Genomic DNA, 21,030 nt, shown 5'->3' on the forward strand with positions numbered 1-21,030 from the left:
ATGAATAATATGTTATTAAAAAAGGAGTTCACATATGGGTCGTGAATTTATAGATATTTTTGATGATTGGTCTGCGGAGAATTATGAGGCATCCATATCGGGTAAAGATCCAGAATACCGGGATGTATTTGAGAGCTACGATTCGATATTGAAGGAAGTGGCGGACCGCGTGTCTGGCAAGGTGATTGAATTCGGTACCGGCACTGGCAATTTGACAGCAAAGTTGATTAAGAACGCTGATGTGACAGGTATTGAACCTAATACGGTGATGCGTTCGCTTACTGCTGAACGGTTCCCTCAAATCGAATTGGTCGATGGCGATCTGTTGGACTTTCCAAAGCCAAGTCATGTAGATGCTTTTGTCAGCTCGTATGTTTTTCATCATTTGAATGATGAAGAAAAGGGACGTGCTCTATTAATATATGCTGGTCATTTGTCTTCAGGAGGAAAAGTTGTTTTTGCAGACACAGTTTTTATTACAGAGGAAGCGAAGCAGCTGCAAATTGAGAAAGAGCGTAGTCGTGGGTATAATCAGGTTGCAGAAGACTTGGAACGGGAATATTATACGACCGTTCCTATCTTAACCGGCCTTTTTGAAGCAGCAGGATTTTCGGTTGAAATGACGAAGATGAATGAATACGTCTGGTTGATGGACGCAACGAAAAAATAAGGAGCGATAGAATATGAAACAAATGAACGTAGAAAGCTTTAACTTGGACCATACAAAAGTGGCAGCACCTTATGTACGCCTCGCTGGAAAGAAAATGGGAATGAACGGCGATGAAATTTACAAATATGATATTCGGTTCAAGCAACCGAACAAAGAGCATATGGAAATGGCTGCTTTGCATTCAATCGAACACTTGATGGCTGAGAATATTCGTAATCATACAGATCAGGTTGTGGATTTAAGTCCAATGGGTTGCCAGACAGGTTTTTATTTGTCCGTTATCAATCATGATGACTATAGCGAAGTATTAACGATATTGGAAGATACATTGGAAGATGTACTGAAGGCTGACGAAGTGCCTGCTTGTAACGAAGTGCAATGCGGTTGGGCAGCTAACCATAGTTTGGAAGGCGCAAAAGAGTTGGCTCGCGAAATGTTGGAAAAGAAAGACGAGTGGCACATCATTTTTGCGGAGGAAACTAAATGAAAGTATTTGGCAGCGTGCATGAGCTGATCGGAAATACACCAATTGTAGAGATTACGCATATTCCAATTCCGAACAAGTGCAGGATTTTTGCCAAGCTTGAATACTTTAACCCCGGAGGCAGCGTCAAGGACCGCCTCGGGGTTTCCTTATTAACAGATGCAGAACAGTCCGGAAAACTGAAGCCTGGCGGTACGATTATCGAACCGACTGCCGGGAATACCGGAATCGGACTGGCGCTGGCTGCCATTGGTAAAGGATATCGGGTGATTTTTGTTGTGCCGGAGAAATTCAGTCAAGAAAAGCAAGCGCTTATGAAAGCTCTTGGTGCCAAAATTATTCATACACCTACTGATTTAGGAATGTCAGGTGCTATTGACAAGGCAGCGGAACTTGTAAAGGAAATTCCTAATGCCTTTTCACCTTCTCAATTCTCGAACCCGGCAAATCCTCAAACATACGTCAACACGTTGGGTCCCGAATTATGGCGCGACATGGATGGAAAAATTGACATTTTCGTAGCCGGTGCAGGTTCTGGCGGAACATTCATGGGGACGTCAATGTACCTGAAATCTCAAAATAGTACAGTTAAAACGGCCATTGTTGAACCGGTGGGTTCTATCTTGAATGGTGGAGAGCCAGGATCTCATTACACCGAAGGAATCGGAATGGAGTTTCTGCCGGCTTATATGGACAGAAAGTATTTCGATGCTATTCATACCGTATCGGATCGAGCAGCATTTAATATGCTGCGTTTGTTGGCTCGGAATGAAGGGCTTTTAGTAGGAAGTTCATCTGGCGCGGCCTTCCAAGCTGCCATGAACGAGGCAGAACAGGCGAAAGAGGGAAGTCATATTGTCACTATTTTCCCTGATTCAAGCGAACGGTATTTAAGCCAAGGAATCTATGAATTACTGAAGGAGGAAGAATCATGAGAGCGAAAACAAAACTCATACATGGTGGAATTGTCGGCGATGAAACGACTGGCGCAGTATCGACACCAATCTATCAAGTGAGTACTTATAAACAAGATGCTGTCGGCAAACACCGCGGCTATGAATACTCCCGTACAGGAAACCCGACACGCCATGCATTGGAAGAATTAATCAAGGACCTCGAAGGGGGTTATGCGGGATTTGCATTCGGTTCCGGAATGGCAGCTACCACATCAGTCATGATGATGTTCAATTCAGGTGATCATGTTGTCATCACTGACGACGTTTATGGCGGGACTTTCCGTGTATTAACCAAGGTATTGAACCGGATGGGCATTTCCTCAACGTTTGTCGATACAAGTGATGTAAAGAATGTAGAAGCTGCAATTACAGAAAATACGAAAGCCGTCTTCTTGGAAACACCGACAAATCCATTATTAAAAGTAACCGACATCGCAGAAATTGCGAAATTTGCGAAGTCTAAAGGCTTGCTGACAATCGTGGATAATACATTCATGACGCCATATTTCCAACAACCGATTGCTCTTGGTGCAGATATCGTAGTACACAGTGCGACGAAATACATCGGTGGTCATAGTGATGTCGTTGCCGGTCTTGTTGTGGTGGCGAATGAAGAACTCGCTACAGATATGCACTTCGTCCAAAATTCTGTCGGAGCAGTATTGGGACCGCAAGATTCTTGGCTCCTAATCAGAGGGTTGCGGACTTTAGGACTTCGGATGGAAGAGACGAACTCGAATGCTCAACGGATTGCCGAGTTTTTAGAGCAGCATCCTTCAGTCGGAAAAGTATACTATCCTGGATTGGTTGGACATAACGGGCATGAGTTAATGAAGAAACAAACAAAAGGATTTGGCGGCATGATTTCCTTTGATGTCGGCAGTGCGGAAAAGGCGGAAGAATTGATTCGAAAACTTCGCTACTTCACATTAGCGGAAAGTTTAGGGGCAGTGGAAAGCCTGATTTCCGTCCCTGCACAGATGACGCATGCATCTATACCTGCAGAACGCCGTGCAGAACTTGGAATCGTAGATGGACTTGTCCGAATTTCTGTAGGAATTGAAGATGTAGAGGATCTACTGGAAGACATAGAACAAGCATTGGGCAACTAAAGAGGGATGGGGGGAACTCAACGTTTTCTCCCACTCTCTTTTTTGTTATGCTGATAGGAAAGGACGGAGGGGGATCGGCATGAAAAAAGTAGCAATTGTGACTGGAGCGGCAAGTGGTATCGGTAAAGGTGTGGCGGAAGCATATACGAATGAAGGATACCAAGTCGTGTTGGCTGACGTCGATGAAGGACGTGGACAAGCCGTCGCTTCCCGTCTAGAAAATTCAGTATTCGTTAAAACAGATGTGCGAGCAGAAGAGGATATTATTACGTTAATGGCTCATTCAGCAGAACATTTTGGCCGCATTGATGTGTTAGTCAATGTCGCAGGAATCAGTGTGTTCAAGGATGTATTGGAACTAACGCTCGAAGAATGGGACAATGTGATCAATACGAATTTACGCAGTGCATTCCTATGTTCCCGTGAAGCGGCAAAAGTGATGAAGGCGAATGGCGGAGGAGCAATCATCAATATTGCATCGACGCGTGCGACAATGTCTGAACCTGATTCGGAGGCATACGCTTCATCCAAAGGCGGGATTTTGGGTCTTACGCATGCTTTAGCAGCTTCTTTGGCGAAATATCGTGTTACGGTCAATGCCATATCTCCGGGGTGGATTGAGACTGTTGACTATGAAAGCTTGCGCCCTGAAGACCATGCACAGCATTTCTCTGGCCGGGTTGGAACACCTGACGACATTGCGCGTGCCTGTCTATATTTAAGTCATCCGGACAATAACTTTGTCAACGGGACTGAATTGGTTATAGACGGTGGCATGACACGAAAAATGATGTATGAGGAATAGGACATGGAACGGTTAAAGCAATGGGCCAGCAGATTAAAAAAGCAAATCGTCATTGTTTACTTGGCTTCGAAGGATCATCGGGTACCATGGCATACAAAAATACTCGGCTTGTTAGTTGCCGCATATGCGTTCAGTCCCATTGATTTGATACCGGATTTCATCCCTGTTCTGGGCTATCTGGATGACGTGATACTTGTTCCCCTTGGTGTCTGGATTGTACTAAAATTGATACCGAAACCGGTGTTGCAGGAATTGAAAGTAAAAGCAGAAGAAATGAGCTCTGGCAATAAACCGAAAAATTTTGTTGCTGCTGCCATCATCGTGTTAATCTGGTTAATGATAATTGTGGGAGCAACATATTTCATTTTGGATAAATGGAATCGGTAATAAAATCTGTAAATCGGTAATAACCAGTCATCGGTAATAAAACAGAAAGATCGGTAATAATACTTCGATTATCGGTAAAGTAGAATCCACAGGGGGAGCCCTATGACGGGAGGGAGAAGTATGTTCGGCGGAGTTCCAGATTGGTTTTTTTTAATTGTAATCATCTTTGCCGTAGTGTTTATAATCATCGCTGAGTGGAACTCGAGGCGCTAACTGTGAATGGAGAGAAAATCATGTTGTCATTTGAAGAAAAAACGAACATTATTGAATCATTTCCGGAGTTGACGAAAAAAGAAGTGTCAATGAAACGGGTCAATTATCACTACGATCAAAGCTTGTACGAGAAGAAAATTGTCGTTTATCATCTTCATCCGAATGGCAATGGTTTCGTCTTTGTAGGGGATTTACCTCAATACGAAACGGATGATAGGGGATACGTCAATATTCGTGAAGCTTCTGAAGAGGAACTCCGTGCTATCATCTCCGACTCTATCCGCTATTTATCCGAAGCGGCAGAGCTTGAGGAAATTGAAGAGATTTGGGAGAATGGGCAAAAACAGCAATTGACTTTGCTTGAGGAAGACGGCTTTTTTAACATTTACCATGGCTACAACCTTGAGGAAAGCTTTGGTGTTTATGATGATGCTGCAGGTTATTTACAAGAAGAAGGATTCCGTAGGAAATGAATATCAGAAGGTTAGCTGCTTCTGAGCTGCCCCCGATGGAATTATTATTGGATGCCGATCCATCACGCGAGATGGTGGACTCTTACTTGCGTAAAGGGGAAACCTTTGTTGCGGAAGTGGATAATCAAATTATTGGGGTATATGTATTAATGGAGAAGCAAGAGGACTCCACGGAAATTATGAATATTGCGGTCGCTAATGAGAAACAAGGACAAGGCATTGGCCGAAAACTGATCCAGCACGCAATTGACTATACCAGGAATAATGGATTTGCCAAATTGCAAATCGGAACAGGCAATTCAAGCATCGGCCAGCTCGCCCTTTATCAGAAATGTGGTTTCCGTATAGTAGGAATCGACTTTGATTTCTTCCTAAGAAATTATCCGGAACCGATTATCGAGAATGGGATTTCATGCAGAGATATGATTCGAATGGAAATAATACTTCAGGAGGATTAGAGATGAAGGGGAAAACGCTTGTTGTTGGACTAATCGTTATGCTCATGGTGATTGTAGCGGTAATCTATTTCTCAATGCAGTACGTGTTTCAACAAATGTAAGAGGATGACTATCACAAAGTAGTCATCCTCTTATCTTTACTTTTCTTTAATGCCAGTTGCCGCCTTTATATGGTCCTTTACGGAATGGCAGCCACCAGTTCCATTTCCCGAACAGTTTCATCAAGCTTGGAACTAATATTAGTCGGATGATCGTAGCGTCAATTGCAACAGCAATCGCAATTCCAACCCCAATCTGTTTCACCGGCCGTACATCAGTGAATGCAAATGCACCAGTGATGACGATCATAATGAGTGCTGCTGATGTGATAATTTTGCTGGTTGCTGACAATCCTTCAACGGTTGCCCTATCGTTGTCATAGTCCTTCGTATACTCCTCCTGGATTCGGGAGATAAGGAACACTTCATAATCCATGCTCAGACCGAATACTAAGCTGAAGATGAGCACTGGAATAATGAGAGCGATCGAACCTGCTTCAAGTCCAAAATGGCCATATTGGAATATATACACCAACACTCCGAAGGCAGCAGAAAGTCCCATAATATTCATAACGATTGCCTTCAGAGGAATTACAATCGAACGGAAAGCAATCATCAGTATGATGAACGTTGTCACTAATATGATCGTTAAACAAATCCATAGCTTATTGAAGATTTCGTCGAAGATTTCCTGATTGAACTTCGGCATGCCTCCGATTTTTAGGTCAACCGCAGTTAATTCTTTGCCAGACCATTCTCTTGCCCAGTCCTGAGCTTCATCAGAAGCTCCATCAGCTTCTAAGGTGACCGGTAGAAGTAACTGATCCTCTTTCACAAAGGCATCCAAAAGCGGTTGCAACTGGGCTTTCCCTTGTGGAACAGAGATCATTTGGTTCCATTCTTCTACACTTCCAATTCCGCTCTGTACAAAAATACTTGAGACTTCTTTGACGAGAGGATCTTTCATAAGCAGATCTTCTAGTTCTTTCATTTCTTTTAGGCCGGATTCGGATAACCATCCATTTTCATGTTCAGCAATTACATAGACCTGAGCTGTATCGCGGAATCCAAACGCATTCTCGATTTTTTCGTAGGCAGCACGTGTTTCATGAGTTTCTGGCAAGGAATCAATGTTCGGTACAGCCAAATCCATATCCTTCGCCGGAATCATTCCAACTGCCAATAGGGCAAAGGCCAATATAGCCAGTAAAACAGGATGTTTCATGACAAAACCTGCGAATTTACGCCATCTTCCTTCTCCAGATTTCACTTTAATAACGGTCCAATTATTGATACGGTTTCCAAGCATCCGTATAACTGCCGGTAAAAGTGTCAAGGAGGTAATAACTGCTAAGGAGACAACAATCATCCCACCGATTGCGATATTTTGAAAGAGTTCGACATCGATAATCATCATCGCTCCCAATCCGATGAAAACGCAGAAAGCGGAGAATAGAATCGAACGACCGGCAGTTTTAATCGTCGTTTGGATCGCCTCGTCTATTGGTGACTTGGTCATTTCTTCACGATACCTGTTGATGAATAACAAAGCGAAGTCAATACTTAATGCTAATCCCAACATAGGTATTATATTTAATATGAAAATCGATAAATTGATTTCACCGCTCATAAGCGTCAAGATGCCGAACGAAGTTACAACTGTTGTAATTCCGATGATCAATGGAACGAAGGAAGCAACAATACTGCCAAATGCAAATAACAGCACGACGATCGCAATCGGAACACCGATCGCTTCGGCACTGGCCAAGTCTTGTTGGCTCGCTACATTGATATCTTCAGCGAAGGCGGCAGAACCTGTAAGCGTTACCTCTTCATAGGGTTCGATTTCTTCCCGTATAGAATCCACAACCTTGCCCATTTCTTCTGTTTCTTCATCAAATTGCAAAATAGCGTAGGCTAAATCGTTCTTAATTAAAGAATCATCGTCTAATGGAGATTGGATTCCAGACGTAAAGGGTTCGACCATCTGTAAAACATCTTCAATTTCTTCACTTGACTGTCCTTCCAGCACTAAAAACAACGTTTCAGCAGGAAGATCAAATGTCTCTGATAACTCTTCCATCACTTCGGCATGTTCTGCATCCATGTGGAAGCCGTCACCCTTCAGTTGACCCGGCAACTGGATAGCAAAATAGATCATTGTTAGGAACAGTACTGCCCATACAGCCAACACTAAGCGGAACCGTTTTGTGACAAATCGTGAAAAGCCATTCACCCTAAATCTTCCTTTCTCTTTTTCTCGCTTTGTTTAGTGTAAATGAATGTTGCATCGTTGTCTTGCAATATTGTTGAGTTTTTCGTGATTGTCAAGCAGGATAAGAAGTACAGGAAGAAAGGGGCTGGAAAAGTGAAATCAGTTGATCCGCCAAAGTTGGAAGTAGACCTTCCGCCACAATTATTGAAAGATGCGTTGGATGAGGATCGATTTGTTGTAAAGTGTTCCATTCGAGATGAACAACTAACAGAAGTCTCGCACGAGCGTATTGTCTTCGATCAAGTCTTATTCGAGGGTGTTTCATTTGAAGAGCTTTCATTTGACCGCGTTGAATTCGTCGATTGCAGATTTACGAGATGTGACTTTTCGAACACGGATTTTGGGGATGCAATATTTCGTAGGGTAGAAATCATGAATTCAAAAATGGTGGGGAGTAATTTTTCGGAGTGCCATATGAAGGATGTGCGGATTGAGGATTGCTTAGCTAATTATGCAAACTTCAACTTTTCAACGATTCAATCTGCCTTATTTAAGGAAGTAGCATTTAAAAATGCGGATTTCTATGAAGTGAAGATGAAAGACATTAAGTATGACCACTGCAATCTTGATGAAGGGAATTTTGCTGAAACTGAACTAAACGGCATCGATTTTAGTACAAGTACGTATGAAAATATAACCTTCACTGTTGAAAAGCTAAAAGGAAGTATTGTATCTGAACAACAGGCTTTGCGAATCGTACAATCATTGGGCCTGATTATAAAAGAAGAATAGAAAACAAAAAAACAGGCCCCCAGAGGGAGCCTGTTTTGAAATGTTTTGGGTTAAACTCAGCCTTTAACTACGTTAGCAGCTTGAAGACCACGTTGGCCTTGCTCGATGTCGAAAGTTACGTCTTGACCTTCTTCTAAAGACTTGAAACCGTCACCTTGGATAGCGGAGTAGTGTACGAATACATCGTCCCCACCGTCGCGTTCGATGAATCCAAAACCTTTTTCTGCGTTAAACCATTTTACTTTACCGTGTTCCATTTTTGTTTCCTCCTTGTGTGCAATTGACACACATTGTATTACTATCCTTGCTCAAGTCTTTTAGATGAAAGTAAAACACTTTCTCATCCATTCCGAACAAAAATAATTCTTTTTCATCATAACAGGTACGGGGAATGGAAGCAAGCGATAACCTTCCCTTTTAGAAAAATAAATTCAAAAGCTGGTAAACAATGGCTGCAAGTGTTGCCGAAATCGGCAAGGTGATAATCCAAGTAATGACAATTTTTCGTGCAACACCCCATTTTACTCCTTTAACACGTTGAGCTGACCCGACTCCCATGATCGCGGATGAAATAACATGTGTCGTACTAACAGGCAGGTGGATGGTGGTCGCACCAAAAATAATTAAAGCGGATGACAGGTCTGCTGCCGCACCGTTGATTGGCCGAATTTTCATGATTTTACCGCCGACTGTTTTAATGATTTTATAACCACCGATAGATGTTCCGAGACCCATTGCAATGGCACAAGAGATCCGGACCCAAAGCTGAATATCCGTGGAAGTTTGCATACCGGCGGCAATGAGTGCCATTGTGATAATCCCCATCGCTTTTTGGGCATCGTTCGTACCATGTGTAAAGGCTTGTAAAGAAGCAGTTCCGATCTGAAAGATCCGAAATCCTTTATTAGTATGATAGAGGCTTGTCTTTTGAAACAAAAACTTAAACAAAGTCATCATCAGGAACCCGACACCTAATGCCAGGAATGGTGAAATAAGCAGTGCTGCTAAAATACTGCCAAAACCGCTGTAGTTTAAGATGCCGAAACCTGCCGCGGAAATGGAGGCGCCAGCAATCGAACCGATCAAAGCATGTGAAGAACTTGAAGGAATTCCGTAATACCAAGTGATTAAATTCCATGCGATGGCTGAGATCAAAGCCGCAAGAATGACGATAAGCCCGTTATCGAAATCGAATGGATTAACAATATCTTTTGTAATCGTCTTCGCAACACCAGTAAAGGTGATTGCACCAATGAAGTTCATAACAGCTGCTAATAATACGGCTACACGTGGTGGTAAGGCTCTCGTTGAAACGGAAGTTGCAATGGCATTAGCCGTATCGTGGAATCCATTGATGAAGTCAAATGCCAAAGCGAATATGACGACAAGAATCGTCATGGTGATGAGTATATCCATAATCAAAAACCGCCTTTACGCATTTCTCATAATAATGGATTCGATGGTACTTGCAACGTCTTGGCAATAGTTCGCGATGTCTTCTAACTCCTCATATATGTCCTTGAATTGAATAATCCGGATTGGATCTTTTTCTCGTATGAATAGTTGCTTCATGGAAGATCGAAGGATTTCATCACACTGTCTTTCATAATCCTTAATAAGAACAGCATGTTCAAACATAGACTGCAGTTTTTTAGTCGCCAACAATTTGACTGCTTTAACAATTTCATCTGTACTTTTAACAATGTAGCCCATGAACTCTCTCATGGAGTCATCGATTTCAGCAAGAGAATACATTTCTAATTTAGATGAGAAATGTTCAATTCCATCTATGACATCATCCATCTTCAAGGCCATTTCCAAAATATCGTCACGTTCGATTGGAGTCATGAACGATTTGTTCAGCATCGTGATTAGACCGTGGACCAATTTATCCCCTTCAGTTTCGTAATTCTTTAACTTAATGCTGAATTCCTTAATATCCGCCACAGAAACAATTTTGAATTCTTCCGCATAATGCGCGGCTTCATTAACGTTTTCTGCAATTTTTAGTAATTCAGCGAAAAACGGATCTGTTTTCTTCGAACTAAACATTAAAACCCTCCTGAAAATATTAAATAATATCGAATTATGACTTTCCAAAAAAAAGAATCCATTTCGTATATTAAACATCTTTACGTCAAATGAAAATACTTTTTTTATTAATACCCATTTTATAGAAGAAAACATCATTTGAGCTAAATTTAAATCAGTCAATAGATTGAAATGAAATTTCTTTATAACAATTGAAACTTTTTTGAAATCTATGCGTAAGTAAGTTAATCGCTAAGAAATACAGAAATTGGGAGGGGTAGAAGATGGAGATATTTGGAATTGCAATGGAACAAGTTTATATGTATTCCTTATTTGGTCTGGCTGCCATCATGATTCTCTTTTTGTTCTTCGGTGATGCTGTCGACGGTGTTGGTGAGGGTCTGGCATTCTTAAATCCAACTGTCATTCTGTCGTTTTTGACCTTTACTTCTGCAGCCGGATTTATCTTGGAATGGCTCACCTCCTGGAATAGCCTCGTAATTTTACTTATAGCGGCAGCTGTATCTGCAGTTCTTAGTGTATTGCTGTATTTCTTCGTACTGCTTCCGTTAAAATCTGCGGAAGTGTCCATGGCTTACACCGATGAGTCACTCGCTGGTCAAGTGGCTAAGGTGATTACACCGATTCCATCCGATGGTTTTGGTGAGATCGTGATTGAGACGGTCAATGGTTTGATCTCAAAACGGGCAACCGGTTTGGATAATGAGGAAATCTCATACGGTAGCGAAGTTTTGGTGATAGAAGTAAAGGACGGAACATTTTTAGTAAAAGAATATGAACCGTTCCGTATTTTAAATTCATAATCGAAAGGGGAAAAAGAAATGGTGGATCCGATTTGGATTGTAGTAGGGGTTGCAGCGTTTATAGTGTTAGCGATTATCGGGGTCTATGTTACTAAATATAAGACCGTCGGCCCGGATGAGGCACTCATCGTAACAGGTAGTTATTTAGGTTCTAAAAATGTTCATACAGATGCATCTGGCAATCGAATTAAAATCATTCGCGGAGGGGGTACCTTTGTATTCCCGGTATTCCAACAGGCAGAGCCACTTAGTTTGCTATCCAGTAAATTAGATGTAACTACACCTGAAGTTTATACAGAACAAGGTGTACCAGTTATGGCAGATGGGACAGCAATCATAAAAATTGGCGGTTCGATTTCAGAAATTGCGACAGCCGCGGAACAATTTTTAGGTAAAACAAAGCAAGACCGTGAAAATGAAGCGAAAGAAGTATTGGAAGGTCATCTACGTTCAATTTTAGGTTCGATGACAGTTGAAGAGATTTACAAAAATCGTGATAAATTCTCCCAAGAGGTTCAGCGTGTTGCTTCAAATGATTTGGCTAAAATGGGATTAATTATAGTCTCCTTCACTATTAAAGATGTACGGGACAAAAATGGTTACCTGGAGTCATTAGGTAAGCCGCGTATTGCTCAAGTGAAACGGGATGCAGATATAGCTACAGCTGAAGCAGATAAGGAAACACGGATCAAACGTGCAGAAGCTGACAAGGATGCACAGCGTGCGGAACTGCAGCGCGCGACTGAAATTGCGGAAGCGGAAAAAGAGAACCAATTGAAGGTTGCTGAATTCCGTCGCGAGCAAGATATTGCAAAAGCTCGTGCTGACCAAGCTTACGAATTGGAAACAGCACGTGCGAAGCAGGAAGTTACGGAACAGGAAATGCAAATTAAAATCATCGAGCGTCAAAAGCAAATTGAACTCGAAGAAAAAGAAATTCTACGTCGTGAAAAACAATACGATTCTGAAGTTAAGAAGAAAGCGGATGCTGACCGTTACTCTGTAGAGCAGTCGGCAGAGGCTGAAAAAATGCGTCAGCTTGCAGAGGCGGACGCAGAGAAATATCGCATTGAAGCAAAAGCGAAAGCGGATGCTGAGAAAGTTCGTCTTGATGGTCTTGCTAAAGCGGAATCCGAAAGAGCACAAGGGGAAGCAGAAGCTGAAATTATTCGTGCTAAAGGTCTTGCAGAAGCTGAAGCGAAGCGGAAGATTGCAGAAGCCTTCGAGCAATACGGCCATGCTGCAGTGTTGGATATGATCGTCCGCATGATTCCGGAATATGCGAAGGAAATCGCAAGCCCGATGGCCAATATCGACAAGATTACAGTGGTCGATACAGGAAACGGGGAAGGCGGCGGTGCAAATCGTGTAACTTCTTATGCTACAAACTTAATGTCAACTCTACAAGAAACTTTGAAAGCTTCATCGGGAATTGATGTAAAGGAATTGCTTGAAAACTATGCAGGTAAAAATAACATCCGGCCGAGCATTGATCGTCTAACATATGAACTTCAAAACAAAACAGAAGAACCAGTAGAGGAAAAGCAGGAAAAAGAAGCAGTAACAGTAGAAAACTAAATAGAGAACCGGTCGTTTGCTAAGAGCAAATGGCCGGTTTTTTAGGTAAGGGGAACCGTAATGTTTCGAGCAAAATTTTTAGTGGTAAGCGGTTGTTTTTTAATACTGTTGTCCTTGGGGTTGAGCTATTATACCTTTTTCATTCCGAAGGTAGGGCCAATTGGCAATGGTACATACTCCTGGACCACCTATATACAGTTGGCTTGTCCCTTAATCATTGGCTTAACAGCAGTTTATAAAGGGGTTTATGTGATCCGTCACAAAAATCTTAATTAGTATAAAATATTTCACCTGGAGCAATCGCTCCAGGCGGACGCTTTCCGCGGGCTCGCGCCAAGCCTGGGCCGACAGGATGTCGGTCATGGATGCGTTGCCGCACGATGCGGCGCACTTAGCATCCCATCCTTTATTAGCCTGTGGGGTCTTGGACTGTCTCGCTGTCCCGCAGGAGTCGCCGCCTTCCGCTTCTTTGGCTGCCAAATTAATACTAATAAGTAAAGAGAGACGCTTTGAAAATAGAATTTATGACTTATTCTTTTTATTACTATAATGACAACTGAGTAAGTTGATCATTGCTTTTCAACTTCAAAGTTTGCACATCAAGCAGTTTCCGCCACGAAGACTCCTGTGGGAATAGCTTGAGCTGAAGACCCCGCAGGAATGAAGTGACGAGGAGGCTAAAGCCAAGCCCACGGAAAGCGAAGTGGCGGACACTGCTGGTTTTATACACATAAAAATATTTATTAAAAATGATTTTATCAACAGTCTGAGCGTATCCCACCTGGATACTTTTTTATAGATTGAATCATAATTCATCATTGCCATAGAAATTGCCTCCTGAATAAACCAAATAGAGCGAAAATACCGTTAAACTAACGAAAAAAGGAATGCATGGCACCTCCGCTCCTTGTATACTAATAGTAGATACATAACCAACTGCAAACGTATTTAGCAGAGAGGAGGCACTGATGAATATTGCTCCGGATCAAATCAGGAACATAAAATCGAATACTGCATTAGATCGTGTACATATGGGTCATACGGAAATCATCTATTTCAAAAAAGAAAACGGCCTCTCTTATGCACTCTGTACATTATTTGAAAACAGCAAACTGTGGATCCAAAGCTCCAACAATGGCAAGGATGGTTTTGTAGAAACCTACAAAATCCTCCAAGGACGTGTGAATGTCGAATATAAGGGAGAAACCCATGAGTTTTCTGAAGGCAACATATTGGATGTAGCCGACCACGATGATACGTTCACCTTATATGGAAACACAGAAACAGATATATTAATAACCATGAGCAAAGATGAATTCGAATCTTCGTTCTTTGCCACTCGACTCCTTCAAAAAGAAGCAGAAGCTATTGAGGAAGTAGACGGCTATACATACATGCATTGCCACCGGATCAAGGAGTATTCCATTGAACTATATAAGCGGATGAAACTCCCGGCTGAAGGTATAGGTATACTAAATTGGGGAGCTTATTTCCACGACATTGGAAAGCTCGCCATTCCTTATCAAATCCTTAATAAGAAAGCAAAATTAACTTCAGAAGAATGGGAAATCATGAAATCTCACACAACTGTTGGTGCTTGGATGATGAGAAATCACGAAATCTCATGGCTGAAAAAATCTGCCTTCATAGTAGAGCAACACCATGAACGCTTTGATGGCAACGGCTATCCGTATGGATTGAAAGGCGATGATATTTCAATCGAAGCTTCCATTGTTTCTGTTGTGGATTCTTTTGATGCTATGACGACTGACAGGATTTATCGAGATGCCCTCTCGATTCAAACTGCGATTTCAGAGTTGGAAAAAGGCAGAGGAACACAATTTCATCCAGAAGTGGTGACAGCCTTTTTAAGCATGCTTGAAGAGCAAGATTTTAAATGGAGATGAGGAAACTCAAATGATTCGAGCAATTGTTTTCGACCTGGATGGTACATTATTGAATAGAGAAGAATCCCTTTTGCGCTTTGCTGAAGATCAATATGACAGGCTACATACTCAATTTGGAGGATTATCTAAGCAGGAGTTTGTGACGAACCTTATTGAGATGGATTGCCGGGGCTATGTTTGGAAAGATGAAGTCTATCGCCGTATGGTGAGCAAGTTCGGTTTCAGTATTAGCTGGGAAGAGTTGCTAACGGATTACAAAGAGAATTTTTACCGTCACTGTGTACCATTTAGCAACATGGGAGAAATGTTCGAAGGCTTAAAAGGGTTTCGGCTTGGCATGATTACTAACGGACTGCAAGATGTTCAATTTTCGAATATCAAAGCTCTCGGTCTTGACCGACTTTTGGATGTCATATTAATTTCCGAATCGGAAGGTGTGGCGAAGCCGGATCTTGAAATTTTTAAGCGGGCAGCAGAACGACTCGGTGTGCAAACGGACGAGTGTGTATTTGTAGGAGATCATCCGGATAAGGATATTCGGGCTGCACAAAACGCTGGAATGCAGGCTGTTTGGAAACGAGACCCAAACTATGAGGCACCTGAAGTAAATTATATAGTTGAAGACTTGGTTGAAGTTGTGTCAATATTGAATAGGATTAACCAATATCAGTCACAAGATTGAAAGGTGGAGTACTACATGGATTACCGGATTGAACGAGATACAATCGGAGAAATTAAAGTACCAGCTGATAAGCTATGGGGTGCACAAACACAACGGAGTAAGCAAAACTTTAAAATCGGTGGAGAACGCATGCCGATTCGTGTTGTCCGTGCATTTGCCCACTTGAAAAAAGCCGCTGCTATCGTCAGCCATCAAAGAGGGAAATTATCAGATGCGAAAATGAAGGCGATTTCATTGGCTGCTGATGAAATTCTCGAAGGTAAATTGGATGAGCATTTCCCACTTGTCGTTTGGCAAACAGGAAGCGGTACTCAGTCCAATATGAACGTTAACGAAGTGATCGCCCACCGTGGAAATCAGCTGTTGGAAGAATGGGGAGAAGAAGAACGTCTTCACCCGAATGATGACGTTAACAAATCTCAAAGCTCTAACGATACGTTCCCGACTGCACTTCATGTGTCTGGCGTTATTGCAGTTGAGCAAGAATTGCTTCCGGCATTGGAAAAACTAAAAACAACATTGGGCCAAAAATCCGAAGAATTCATGGATATTATTAAAATCGGCCGTACCCATTTACAAGATGCGACGCCATTGACGCTTGGCCAAGAAATTAGCGGATGGCACCGGATGCTTGAAAAAACAGAACATATGATTAAGCAAAGTATCGAATCTATGAAAGAATTAGCGATTGGTGGAACAGCTGTAGGTACCGGCCTTAATGCTCCTGTCGGATTCGGTGATGATGTAGCGGCTGAAATCAGTAAAGCAGTCGGTATTGAATTCACATCTGCGGAAAACAAATTCCATGCTTTAACAAGCTATGACGGAGTGGTTTACGCACACGGTGCTTTAAAAGCGTTGGCAGCAGATTTGATGAAAATTGCAAACGATGTTCGCTGGTTGGCAAGTGGTCCACGTTCAGGAATCGGTGAATTAATCATCCCGGCAAACGAACCAGGCAGCTCCATCATGCCAGGTAAAGTTAACCCGACTCAAAGTGAAGCGATGACAATGGTGGTAGCACAAGTTATGGGGAATGATGCAACCATCGGTTTTGCGGCAAGCCAAGGGAACTTCGAATTGAATGTATTTAAGCCGGTCATCATTTTCAACTTCCTTCAATCTGTGAAGTTGTTAAGCGATGCAATGATTAGCTTCAACGATAATTGTGCAGTAGGAATTGAGCCGAACCGTGAAGAAATCGACAACAAAGTGAAAAATTCATTGATGCTCGTTACTGCATTGAACCCATACATTGGGTATGAAAATGCTGCGAAAATCGCGAAAACAGCACACGCAGATGGTTCGACGTTAAAAGAAGCGGCACTTAAAACAGGCTTATTGACTGAAGAAGAGTTTGATAAGTATGTCGATCCAAGCCAAATGATTGCCCCTAAATAATATGAAACGCATGGAGATCACTCCATGCGTTTTTTTTGTGGAAAGATTGTCAAAACTTATTCACTTACAGACGGTGTGAGATGTCGTACAATAGAGGCAACAAAATCAGAGGAGAACGAATGATGAAAAATAATTTAATTCTATTATTTTTGTCCGCAATGCTAATTTTATCCGCATGCAGTAGTGGGGAAAAGGAACAGGAAGACCATGGTGATCATGCTCAACATTCGTTGCCAAATGGAGATCTCCAGGAGGAAACGGCTTCAGTAGATATCCTTCCAAGTTTCTTGGAAGACAAGCCTGAAGAGATGAGAATGGTTTATGCGGCAGCTGGGAAGGCGGCTGATGTCTTGGAATGGATTCCTTGCTACTGCGGATGTGGCGAATCTGCCGGACATTTAAACAATAAGAACTGTTTTGTAAATGAAATTAAAGAAGATGGAACAGTTGTATGGGATGACCATGGAACACGCTGTCTCGTCTGTATGGAAATAGCAGTTGAGTCCATTAAGATGAAGCAGGAAGGGAAATCGTTAAAGGAAATTCGAGAAACAATCGACAATACGTATAAAGAAGGATATGCAGTACCTACCAATACTCCGATGCCATCTTGAAATTTTTGGACAAACGCTTTGTGTGTTTGTCTTTTTTTATGGTTCAAGAATAAGGATCATAATGAATTTTAAAAACCAAAAAGAGTCTGGTAATAGTGCCAATACTTGCCGAAATGAACAAAGGGGAAAAAAGTTCCAATGAAAACGTTTTACTTTTTCCCTCAATTTCGTTGACTATATTGTTAATTTGTAACATAATTATGTTCGAAATGAACATTAAAGCGATTTCATGGGGTGTTGAAATGTCGGCTAATGAACGAAAGAGTAAAATTGTCCAGCTATTAGAAGTGAAGGGGAAAATCGATATCGTCGAACTGTCTGAAGAGTTATCGGTTACACCGATGACAATCAGAAGGGACCTTGATGCACTGGAGAAGCAGAAGAAGCTGATTCGTACGCACGGGGGAGCGGTGCTGCCTCAACTTTTAATCCAAGAACAATCCTTTGAATCGAAGCTTGGTAAAGCTATCGACAAAAAGAGAATGGTTGCACATGAAGCGGTCTCCTTCATTGAAGAACATATGACAATTCTTCTTGACTCAGGGACGACAAACTTTGAAATCGCGAAGCTATTGAAACACAAGAAGCATTTAACTGTTGTGACGAATGATATTACAATCGCTGTTGAGTTAATGAATACCCAGCACGAGGTAATTGTCTTGGGTGGACGGCTGCAAAATGGTGTAGGTGCAGTTTATGGACCTCTTACCGAACAAACGTTAAATGAATTGCATGTAGATGCTTTTTTCCTTGGTGCCCATGCAGTTCATCCAACATACGGTGTTACGACACCTTCTCTTGAAAAGGCGGCATTGAAGAAAGCGATGATCAATGCAGCGAATAATGTGTATTTAGTTGTCGATTCGACAAAACTTGATTACAAATCCTTTTCTAAGGTATGTGATCTACATTCCACGACAAAGTTAATAACAGACTTTCATGTCACGGATGAACAAGTAACAGAATATGAACAGTATACAGATCTTGTCATTGCAAAGAAGGTGTAAAAGTGAAAATAGGAGTCATTGCAGATGATATAACGGGTGCTAACGCAACTGGAGTATTACTTTCTAAGACTGGCTTTACAAGCGCTACCGTCGTATTTGGGGGGAAAGTTCCCGTAAATAGTTCGTTTACTTCAATTAGTGTCGACACAGACAGCCGTTATGTTAGTCAAGAAATGGCAAGCCAACGCGTGAACGATGTCTACATCCAATTGAAGTCATGGGGAGCAGATGTGATTACAAAAAGGATTGATAGTACAATTCGAGGAAACTTAGGATCTGAGACCGATGCATTATTAGATTCTATGGGATCAGAGAGTATTGCAATTTTTGTCGCTTCTTACCCCGATTCAGGTCGTGTCACATCAGGAGGCTATTTGCTGGTGGATGGTATTCCTGTACAAGAAACCGATGTTGCTAAGGATCCGATGAATCCGATTCGAAATTCCTATGTTCCAGACGTCATAGCCGAACAAAGTAAGTACGAAATTGGCCATGTCGGCTTGGGGACAGTACTTAAAGGAAAAGATTCTATTCAATCGGCTTTACAAAAGTTAATTTTGGAAGGATTACGGGTGATTGTCGTAGATGCAGTGACCAATGAAGAGATTCAATGCATTGCGGAAGCTATGGTTGCAATCAAAGAAAAGGTCTTTCTTCCAGTCGATCCAGGTCCATTGACAGCCGCATACGGTAGTTTGTTGGCGAGTCAACATGTAAAAGAAAATAAGTATATTTTGACTATCGGCAGTGTAACGCCGACAACGGGTCGTCAAATCCGTTATTTGGTGGATAAAACAAATGTACAACCTGTCTATGTTGATGCAATGAAGTTAGCTTCCATGACTGACTCATGGGAAATGGAAGTTAAACGTGCTACAGAAGAAGCCTTAGAGAAGTTGGGAACAGAAGAACTTCTGATTATTACAACACAATCACCATCTTCCCAAGTCCTTTCACTATCTGAAATCGGTATAAAAGAAGGAGTTACGGGAGAGGAATTGGCTAAGCGCATAACGGTAGGTCTTGCAAATATTACACACAATGTCGTCGTCAATTGTAAGCAAAAAATTAGCGGCACTTATTCAAGTGGAGGAGATGTGACGGCTGCTCTATGTGCAGTAAGTGGAGCCGAAGCGATTCACTTGAAGGATGAGGTCATTCCACGTGCAGCCTATGGGAATTTCATCGGAGGCACATTTGATGGAATTCCGGTTGTTACCAAAGGTGGAACAGTCGGCGACAAGCAATCTATTTATACATGTGTCAACTATTTGCGATCAAATAATCATGAAGGAAGTGTAGTTGTATGACAACAAGAGAAATTATTGCAATCCCAATGGGAGATGCTGCAGGTATTGGACCAGAAATCACAGTTAAATCATTAGCTAAGAAAGAAATTTATGATTTATGCAAACCGTTAGTTGTCGGAGATGCAAATATTGTACGAAAAGCAATTGAAGTAACGGAAACTAAATTGAACGTAAATGTAGTGAACTCTCCTGCTGAAGGCAAATATGAGTTCGGTACCATTGACATGATTGATTTGGCAAACATTGATATGAATGCATTCGAGCCAGGTGTTGTTTCTGCAAATAATGGACAAGCATCATTTGAGTACATCAAACGTTCTGTTGAATTGGCTATGGCTAATGAAGTTAAAGCTTTAGCAACAACGCCGATCAATAAAGAATCATTGAAAGCTGCAAACGTTCCGTATATCGGACATACTGAAATGCTTGAAGATTTAGGCGGTGCTCCAGATCCGTTGACAATGTTCCAAGTAAACGGAATGCGAATCTTCTTCTTGACTCGCCACGTGTCCGTTGCGGAAGCGATTAACCAAATGACAAAAGAACGTGTTCATGATTATTTAATTCGTTGTGACAAAGCCCTTCAACGTCTTGGAGTGGAAAGCCGTAAATTAGCAGTTGCAGGTTTGAACCCGCATGCTGGTGAAGGTGGACTATTCGGACATGAAGAAGTAGAAGAAATCAAACCAGGTGTTGAATTAGCGAAAGCAGATGGTATTGACGCTTACGGCCCAGTACCTGCGGACTCTGTATTCTTCCAAGCATTAAATGGAAAATACGATGCAGTTCTTTCTCTTTACCATGATCAAGGGCATATCGCAGCTAAAATGACAGATTTCCACCGTACAATTTCCATTACGAATGGTCTTCCATTCCTACGTACATCTGTCGACCATGGTACTGCTTTTGATATTGCGTGGAAAAACATTGCATCTGAAGTAAGCATGTACGAGTGCATTAAACTTGCAGCTGAATACGCACCTAAATTTACACGCGAGTCTCTATAATTTTCAGGTTATAAATGGCAGGGGAGCTAACCTCCCCTGGCATTATAATGAATTTATAAAATACAT

General features: G+C 41.8%; 23 protein-coding genes. 18 read left to right on the forward strand and 5 right to left on the reverse strand.

Translation table 11 applies throughout. The features are described from left to right. The first annotated feature begins 34 nt into the window (after positions 1 to 34). The 8 genes from ACFOZY_RS08345 (at position 35) to ACFOZY_RS08380 (ending at position 5,558) form a co-directional block, all read left to right on the forward strand. On the forward strand, positions 35 to 670 hold the full coding sequence (locus ACFOZY_RS08345; protein ID WP_378154258.1) for a class I SAM-dependent methyltransferase: 636 nt from the start codon (positions 35 to 37) through the stop codon (positions 668 to 670). A 13-nt stretch (positions 671 to 683) separates the two neighbouring features. After that, entirely contained in the window at positions 684 to 1,157 is a 474-nt protein-coding gene (locus tag ACFOZY_RS08350) for an S-ribosylhomocysteine lyase (RefSeq protein WP_378154260.1), read from the forward strand. Further along, complete coding sequence (locus tag ACFOZY_RS08355; protein WP_378154262.1) at positions 1,154 to 2,089, forward strand: PLP-dependent cysteine synthase family protein; 936 nt, start codon at positions 1,154 to 1,156, stop codon at positions 2,087 to 2,089. The genes ACFOZY_RS08350 and ACFOZY_RS08355 overlap by 4 nt, the downstream gene beginning before the upstream one ends. Beyond that, positions 2,086 to 3,222 carry a bifunctional cystathionine gamma-lyase/homocysteine desulfhydrase gene (locus ACFOZY_RS08360; RefSeq protein ID WP_378154265.1) on the forward strand — a complete coding sequence of 379 codons (1,137 nt, stop codon included), beginning with the start codon at positions 2,086 to 2,088 and terminating at the stop codon, positions 3,220 to 3,222. Before ACFOZY_RS08355 ends, ACFOZY_RS08360 begins: the two co-directional genes overlap by 4 nt. A 79-nt stretch (positions 3,223 to 3,301) precedes the next feature. Then, entirely contained in the window at positions 3,302 to 4,027 is a 726-nt protein-coding gene (locus ACFOZY_RS08365; RefSeq protein ID WP_378154269.1) for an SDR family oxidoreductase, read from the forward strand. A gap of 3 nt (positions 4,028 to 4,030) precedes the next feature. Beyond that, entirely contained in the window at positions 4,031 to 4,414 is a 384-nt protein-coding gene (locus tag ACFOZY_RS08370) for a YkvA family protein (RefSeq protein WP_378154271.1), read from the forward strand. Between the two features lie 233 nt (positions 4,415 to 4,647). Next, entirely contained in the window at positions 4,648 to 5,100 is a 453-nt protein-coding gene (locus ACFOZY_RS08375) for a hypothetical protein (protein ID WP_378154273.1), read from the forward strand. Further along, entirely contained in the window at positions 5,097 to 5,558 is a 462-nt protein-coding gene (locus ACFOZY_RS08380; protein WP_378154276.1) for a GNAT family N-acetyltransferase, read from the forward strand. The genes ACFOZY_RS08375 and ACFOZY_RS08380 overlap by 4 nt, the downstream gene beginning before the upstream one ends. A 147-nt stretch (positions 5,559 to 5,705) precedes the next feature. On the opposite strand, the gene ACFOZY_RS08385 is transcribed toward ACFOZY_RS08380, so the two are convergent. Further along, positions 5,706 to 7,832 (reverse strand): MMPL family transporter, encoded by a 2,127-nt coding sequence (locus ACFOZY_RS08385; RefSeq protein ID WP_378154279.1) that lies wholly within the window; start codon positions 7,830 to 7,832, stop codon positions 5,706 to 5,708. A 132-nt stretch (positions 7,833 to 7,964) separates the two neighbouring features. On the opposite strand from ACFOZY_RS08385, the gene ACFOZY_RS08390 reads away from it, so the two are divergent. After that, complete coding sequence (locus tag ACFOZY_RS08390) at positions 7,965 to 8,603, forward strand: pentapeptide repeat-containing protein (RefSeq protein ID WP_378154281.1); 639 nt, start codon at positions 7,965 to 7,967, stop codon at positions 8,601 to 8,603. 56 nt (positions 8,604 to 8,659) lie between these two features. Here ACFOZY_RS08390 and ACFOZY_RS08395 read toward each other — a convergent pair whose 3' ends face one another. The 3 genes from ACFOZY_RS08395 to ACFOZY_RS08405 all read right to left on the reverse strand — a co-directional run bounded on the left by ACFOZY_RS08395 (position 8,660) and on the right by ACFOZY_RS08405 (position 10,655). After that, entirely contained in the window at positions 8,660 to 8,860 is a 201-nt protein-coding gene (locus tag ACFOZY_RS08395; protein WP_378154283.1) for a cold-shock protein, read from the reverse strand. A gap of 160 nt (positions 8,861 to 9,020) precedes the next feature. Beyond that, positions 9,021 to 10,019, reverse strand: coding sequence for an inorganic phosphate transporter (locus ACFOZY_RS08400; RefSeq protein ID WP_378154285.1), 999 nt, complete (start codon positions 10,017 to 10,019; stop codon positions 9,021 to 9,023). A 15-nt stretch (positions 10,020 to 10,034) separates the two neighbouring features. Beyond that, positions 10,035 to 10,655 (reverse strand): DUF47 domain-containing protein, encoded by a 621-nt coding sequence (locus tag ACFOZY_RS08405; RefSeq protein ID WP_378154287.1) that lies wholly within the window; start codon positions 10,653 to 10,655, stop codon positions 10,035 to 10,037. A 263-nt stretch (positions 10,656 to 10,918) separates the two neighbouring features. Between ACFOZY_RS08405 and ACFOZY_RS08410 the strand changes: the two genes are divergently transcribed. Together ACFOZY_RS08410 and ACFOZY_RS08415 are read left to right on the forward strand one after the other, a co-directional pair. Further along, complete coding sequence (locus ACFOZY_RS08410) at positions 10,919 to 11,458, forward strand: NfeD family protein (RefSeq protein ID WP_378154289.1); 540 nt, start codon at positions 10,919 to 10,921, stop codon at positions 11,456 to 11,458. Positions 11,459 to 11,476: 18 nt separating this feature from the next. Beyond that, positions 11,477 to 13,036, forward strand: a complete 1,560-nt coding sequence (locus tag ACFOZY_RS08415; RefSeq protein ID WP_378154291.1) for a flotillin family protein — start codon at positions 11,477 to 11,479, stop codon at positions 13,034 to 13,036. A 268-nt stretch (positions 13,037 to 13,304) separates the two neighbouring features. Here ACFOZY_RS08415 and ACFOZY_RS08420 read toward each other — a convergent pair whose 3' ends face one another. Next, the gene (locus ACFOZY_RS08420) at positions 13,305 to 13,427 is read right to left on the reverse strand and encodes a hypothetical protein (RefSeq protein WP_378154293.1); all 123 of its coding nucleotides are present in this window, start codon (positions 13,425 to 13,427) and stop codon (positions 13,305 to 13,307) included. Between the two features lie 577 nt (positions 13,428 to 14,004). On the opposite strand from ACFOZY_RS08420, the gene ACFOZY_RS08425 reads away from it, so the two are divergent. The 7 genes from ACFOZY_RS08425 (at position 14,005) to pdxA (ending at position 20,964) form a co-directional block, all read left to right on the forward strand. Then, entirely contained in the window at positions 14,005 to 14,943 is a 939-nt protein-coding gene (locus ACFOZY_RS08425; RefSeq protein ID WP_378154295.1) for an HD-GYP domain-containing protein, read from the forward strand. Positions 14,944 to 14,953: 10 nt separating this feature from the next. After that, positions 14,954 to 15,625: an HAD family hydrolase gene (locus ACFOZY_RS08430; RefSeq protein ID WP_378154297.1), complete on the forward strand. Its 672-nt coding sequence runs from the start codon at positions 14,954 to 14,956 to the stop codon at positions 15,623 to 15,625. A 15-nt stretch (positions 15,626 to 15,640) separates the two neighbouring features. After that, on the forward strand, positions 15,641 to 17,026 hold the full coding sequence (gene fumC / locus ACFOZY_RS08435) for a class II fumarate hydratase (RefSeq protein ID WP_378154299.1): 1,386 nt from the start codon (positions 15,641 to 15,643) through the stop codon (positions 17,024 to 17,026). A 119-nt stretch (positions 17,027 to 17,145) separates the two neighbouring features. Beyond that, the gene (locus tag ACFOZY_RS08440) at positions 17,146 to 17,640 is read left to right on the forward strand and encodes a PCYCGC motif-containing (lipo)protein (protein WP_378154301.1); all 495 of its coding nucleotides are present in this window, start codon (positions 17,146 to 17,148) and stop codon (positions 17,638 to 17,640) included. A 170-nt stretch (positions 17,641 to 17,810) separates the two neighbouring features. Next, the gene (locus ACFOZY_RS08445; protein WP_378154303.1) at positions 17,811 to 18,647 is read left to right on the forward strand and encodes a DeoR/GlpR family DNA-binding transcription regulator; all 837 of its coding nucleotides are present in this window, start codon (positions 17,811 to 17,813) and stop codon (positions 18,645 to 18,647) included. 2 nt (positions 18,648 to 18,649) lie between these two features. Further along, positions 18,650 to 19,957, forward strand: a complete 1,308-nt coding sequence (locus tag ACFOZY_RS08450; protein WP_378154305.1) for a four-carbon acid sugar kinase family protein — start codon at positions 18,650 to 18,652, stop codon at positions 19,955 to 19,957. Beyond that, positions 19,954 to 20,964, forward strand: coding sequence for a 4-hydroxythreonine-4-phosphate dehydrogenase PdxA (gene pdxA / locus ACFOZY_RS08455; protein WP_378154307.1), 1,011 nt, complete (start codon positions 19,954 to 19,956; stop codon positions 20,962 to 20,964). Before ACFOZY_RS08450 ends, pdxA begins: the two co-directional genes overlap by 4 nt. Positions 20,965 to 21,030: the final 66 nt, after the last annotated feature.

The sequence above is a fragment of the Chungangia koreensis genome, assembly GCF_042651785.1.
Classification (GTDB): domain Bacteria; phylum Bacillota; class Bacilli; order Bacillales_A; family Planococcaceae; genus Chungangia; species Chungangia koreensis.

Bases quoted from the DNA above. Each gene is read 5' to 3' on its own strand.
- ACFOZY_RS08345 (WP_378154258.1), top strand. From the start codon at position 35: ATGGGTCGTGAATTTATAGATATTTTTGATGATTGGTCTGCGGAGAAT.
- ACFOZY_RS08350 (WP_378154260.1), top strand. From the start codon at position 684: ATGAAACAAATGAACGTAGAAAGCTTTAACTTGGACCATACAAAAGTG.
- ACFOZY_RS08355 (WP_378154262.1), top strand. From the start codon at position 1,154: ATGAAAGTATTTGGCAGCGTGCATGAGCTGATCGGAAATACACCAATT.
- ACFOZY_RS08360 (WP_378154265.1), top strand. From the start codon at position 2,086: ATGAGAGCGAAAACAAAACTCATACATGGTGGAATTGTCGGCGATGAA.
- ACFOZY_RS08365 (WP_378154269.1), top strand. From the start codon at position 3,302: ATGAAAAAAGTAGCAATTGTGACTGGAGCGGCAAGTGGTATCGGTAAA.
- ACFOZY_RS08370 (WP_378154271.1), top strand. From the start codon at position 4,031: ATGGAACGGTTAAAGCAATGGGCCAGCAGATTAAAAAAGCAAATCGTC.
- ACFOZY_RS08375 (WP_378154273.1), top strand. From the start codon at position 4,648: ATGTTGTCATTTGAAGAAAAAACGAACATTATTGAATCATTTCCGGAG.
- ACFOZY_RS08380 (WP_378154276.1), top strand. From the start codon at position 5,097: ATGAATATCAGAAGGTTAGCTGCTTCTGAGCTGCCCCCGATGGAATTA.
- ACFOZY_RS08395 (WP_378154283.1), bottom strand. From the start codon at position 8,860: ATGGAACACGGTAAAGTAAAATGGTTTAACGCAGAAAAAGGTTTTGGA.
- ACFOZY_RS08400 (WP_378154285.1), bottom strand. From the start codon at position 10,019: ATGGATATACTCATCACCATGACGATTCTTGTCGTCATATTCGCTTTG.
- ACFOZY_RS08405 (WP_378154287.1), bottom strand. From the start codon at position 10,655: ATGTTTAGTTCGAAGAAAACAGATCCGTTTTTCGCTGAATTACTAAAA.
- ACFOZY_RS08410 (WP_378154289.1), top strand. From the start codon at position 10,919: ATGGAGATATTTGGAATTGCAATGGAACAAGTTTATATGTATTCCTTA.
- ACFOZY_RS08415 (WP_378154291.1), top strand. From the start codon at position 11,477: ATGGTGGATCCGATTTGGATTGTAGTAGGGGTTGCAGCGTTTATAGTG.
- ACFOZY_RS08425 (WP_378154295.1), top strand. From the start codon at position 14,005: ATGAATATTGCTCCGGATCAAATCAGGAACATAAAATCGAATACTGCA.
- ACFOZY_RS08430 (WP_378154297.1), top strand. From the start codon at position 14,954: ATGATTCGAGCAATTGTTTTCGACCTGGATGGTACATTATTGAATAGA.
- fumC (WP_378154299.1), top strand. From the start codon at position 15,641: ATGGATTACCGGATTGAACGAGATACAATCGGAGAAATTAAAGTACCA.
- ACFOZY_RS08440 (WP_378154301.1), top strand. From the start codon at position 17,146: ATGATGAAAAATAATTTAATTCTATTATTTTTGTCCGCAATGCTAATT.
- pdxA (WP_378154307.1), top strand. From the start codon at position 19,954: ATGACAACAAGAGAAATTATTGCAATCCCAATGGGAGATGCTGCAGGT.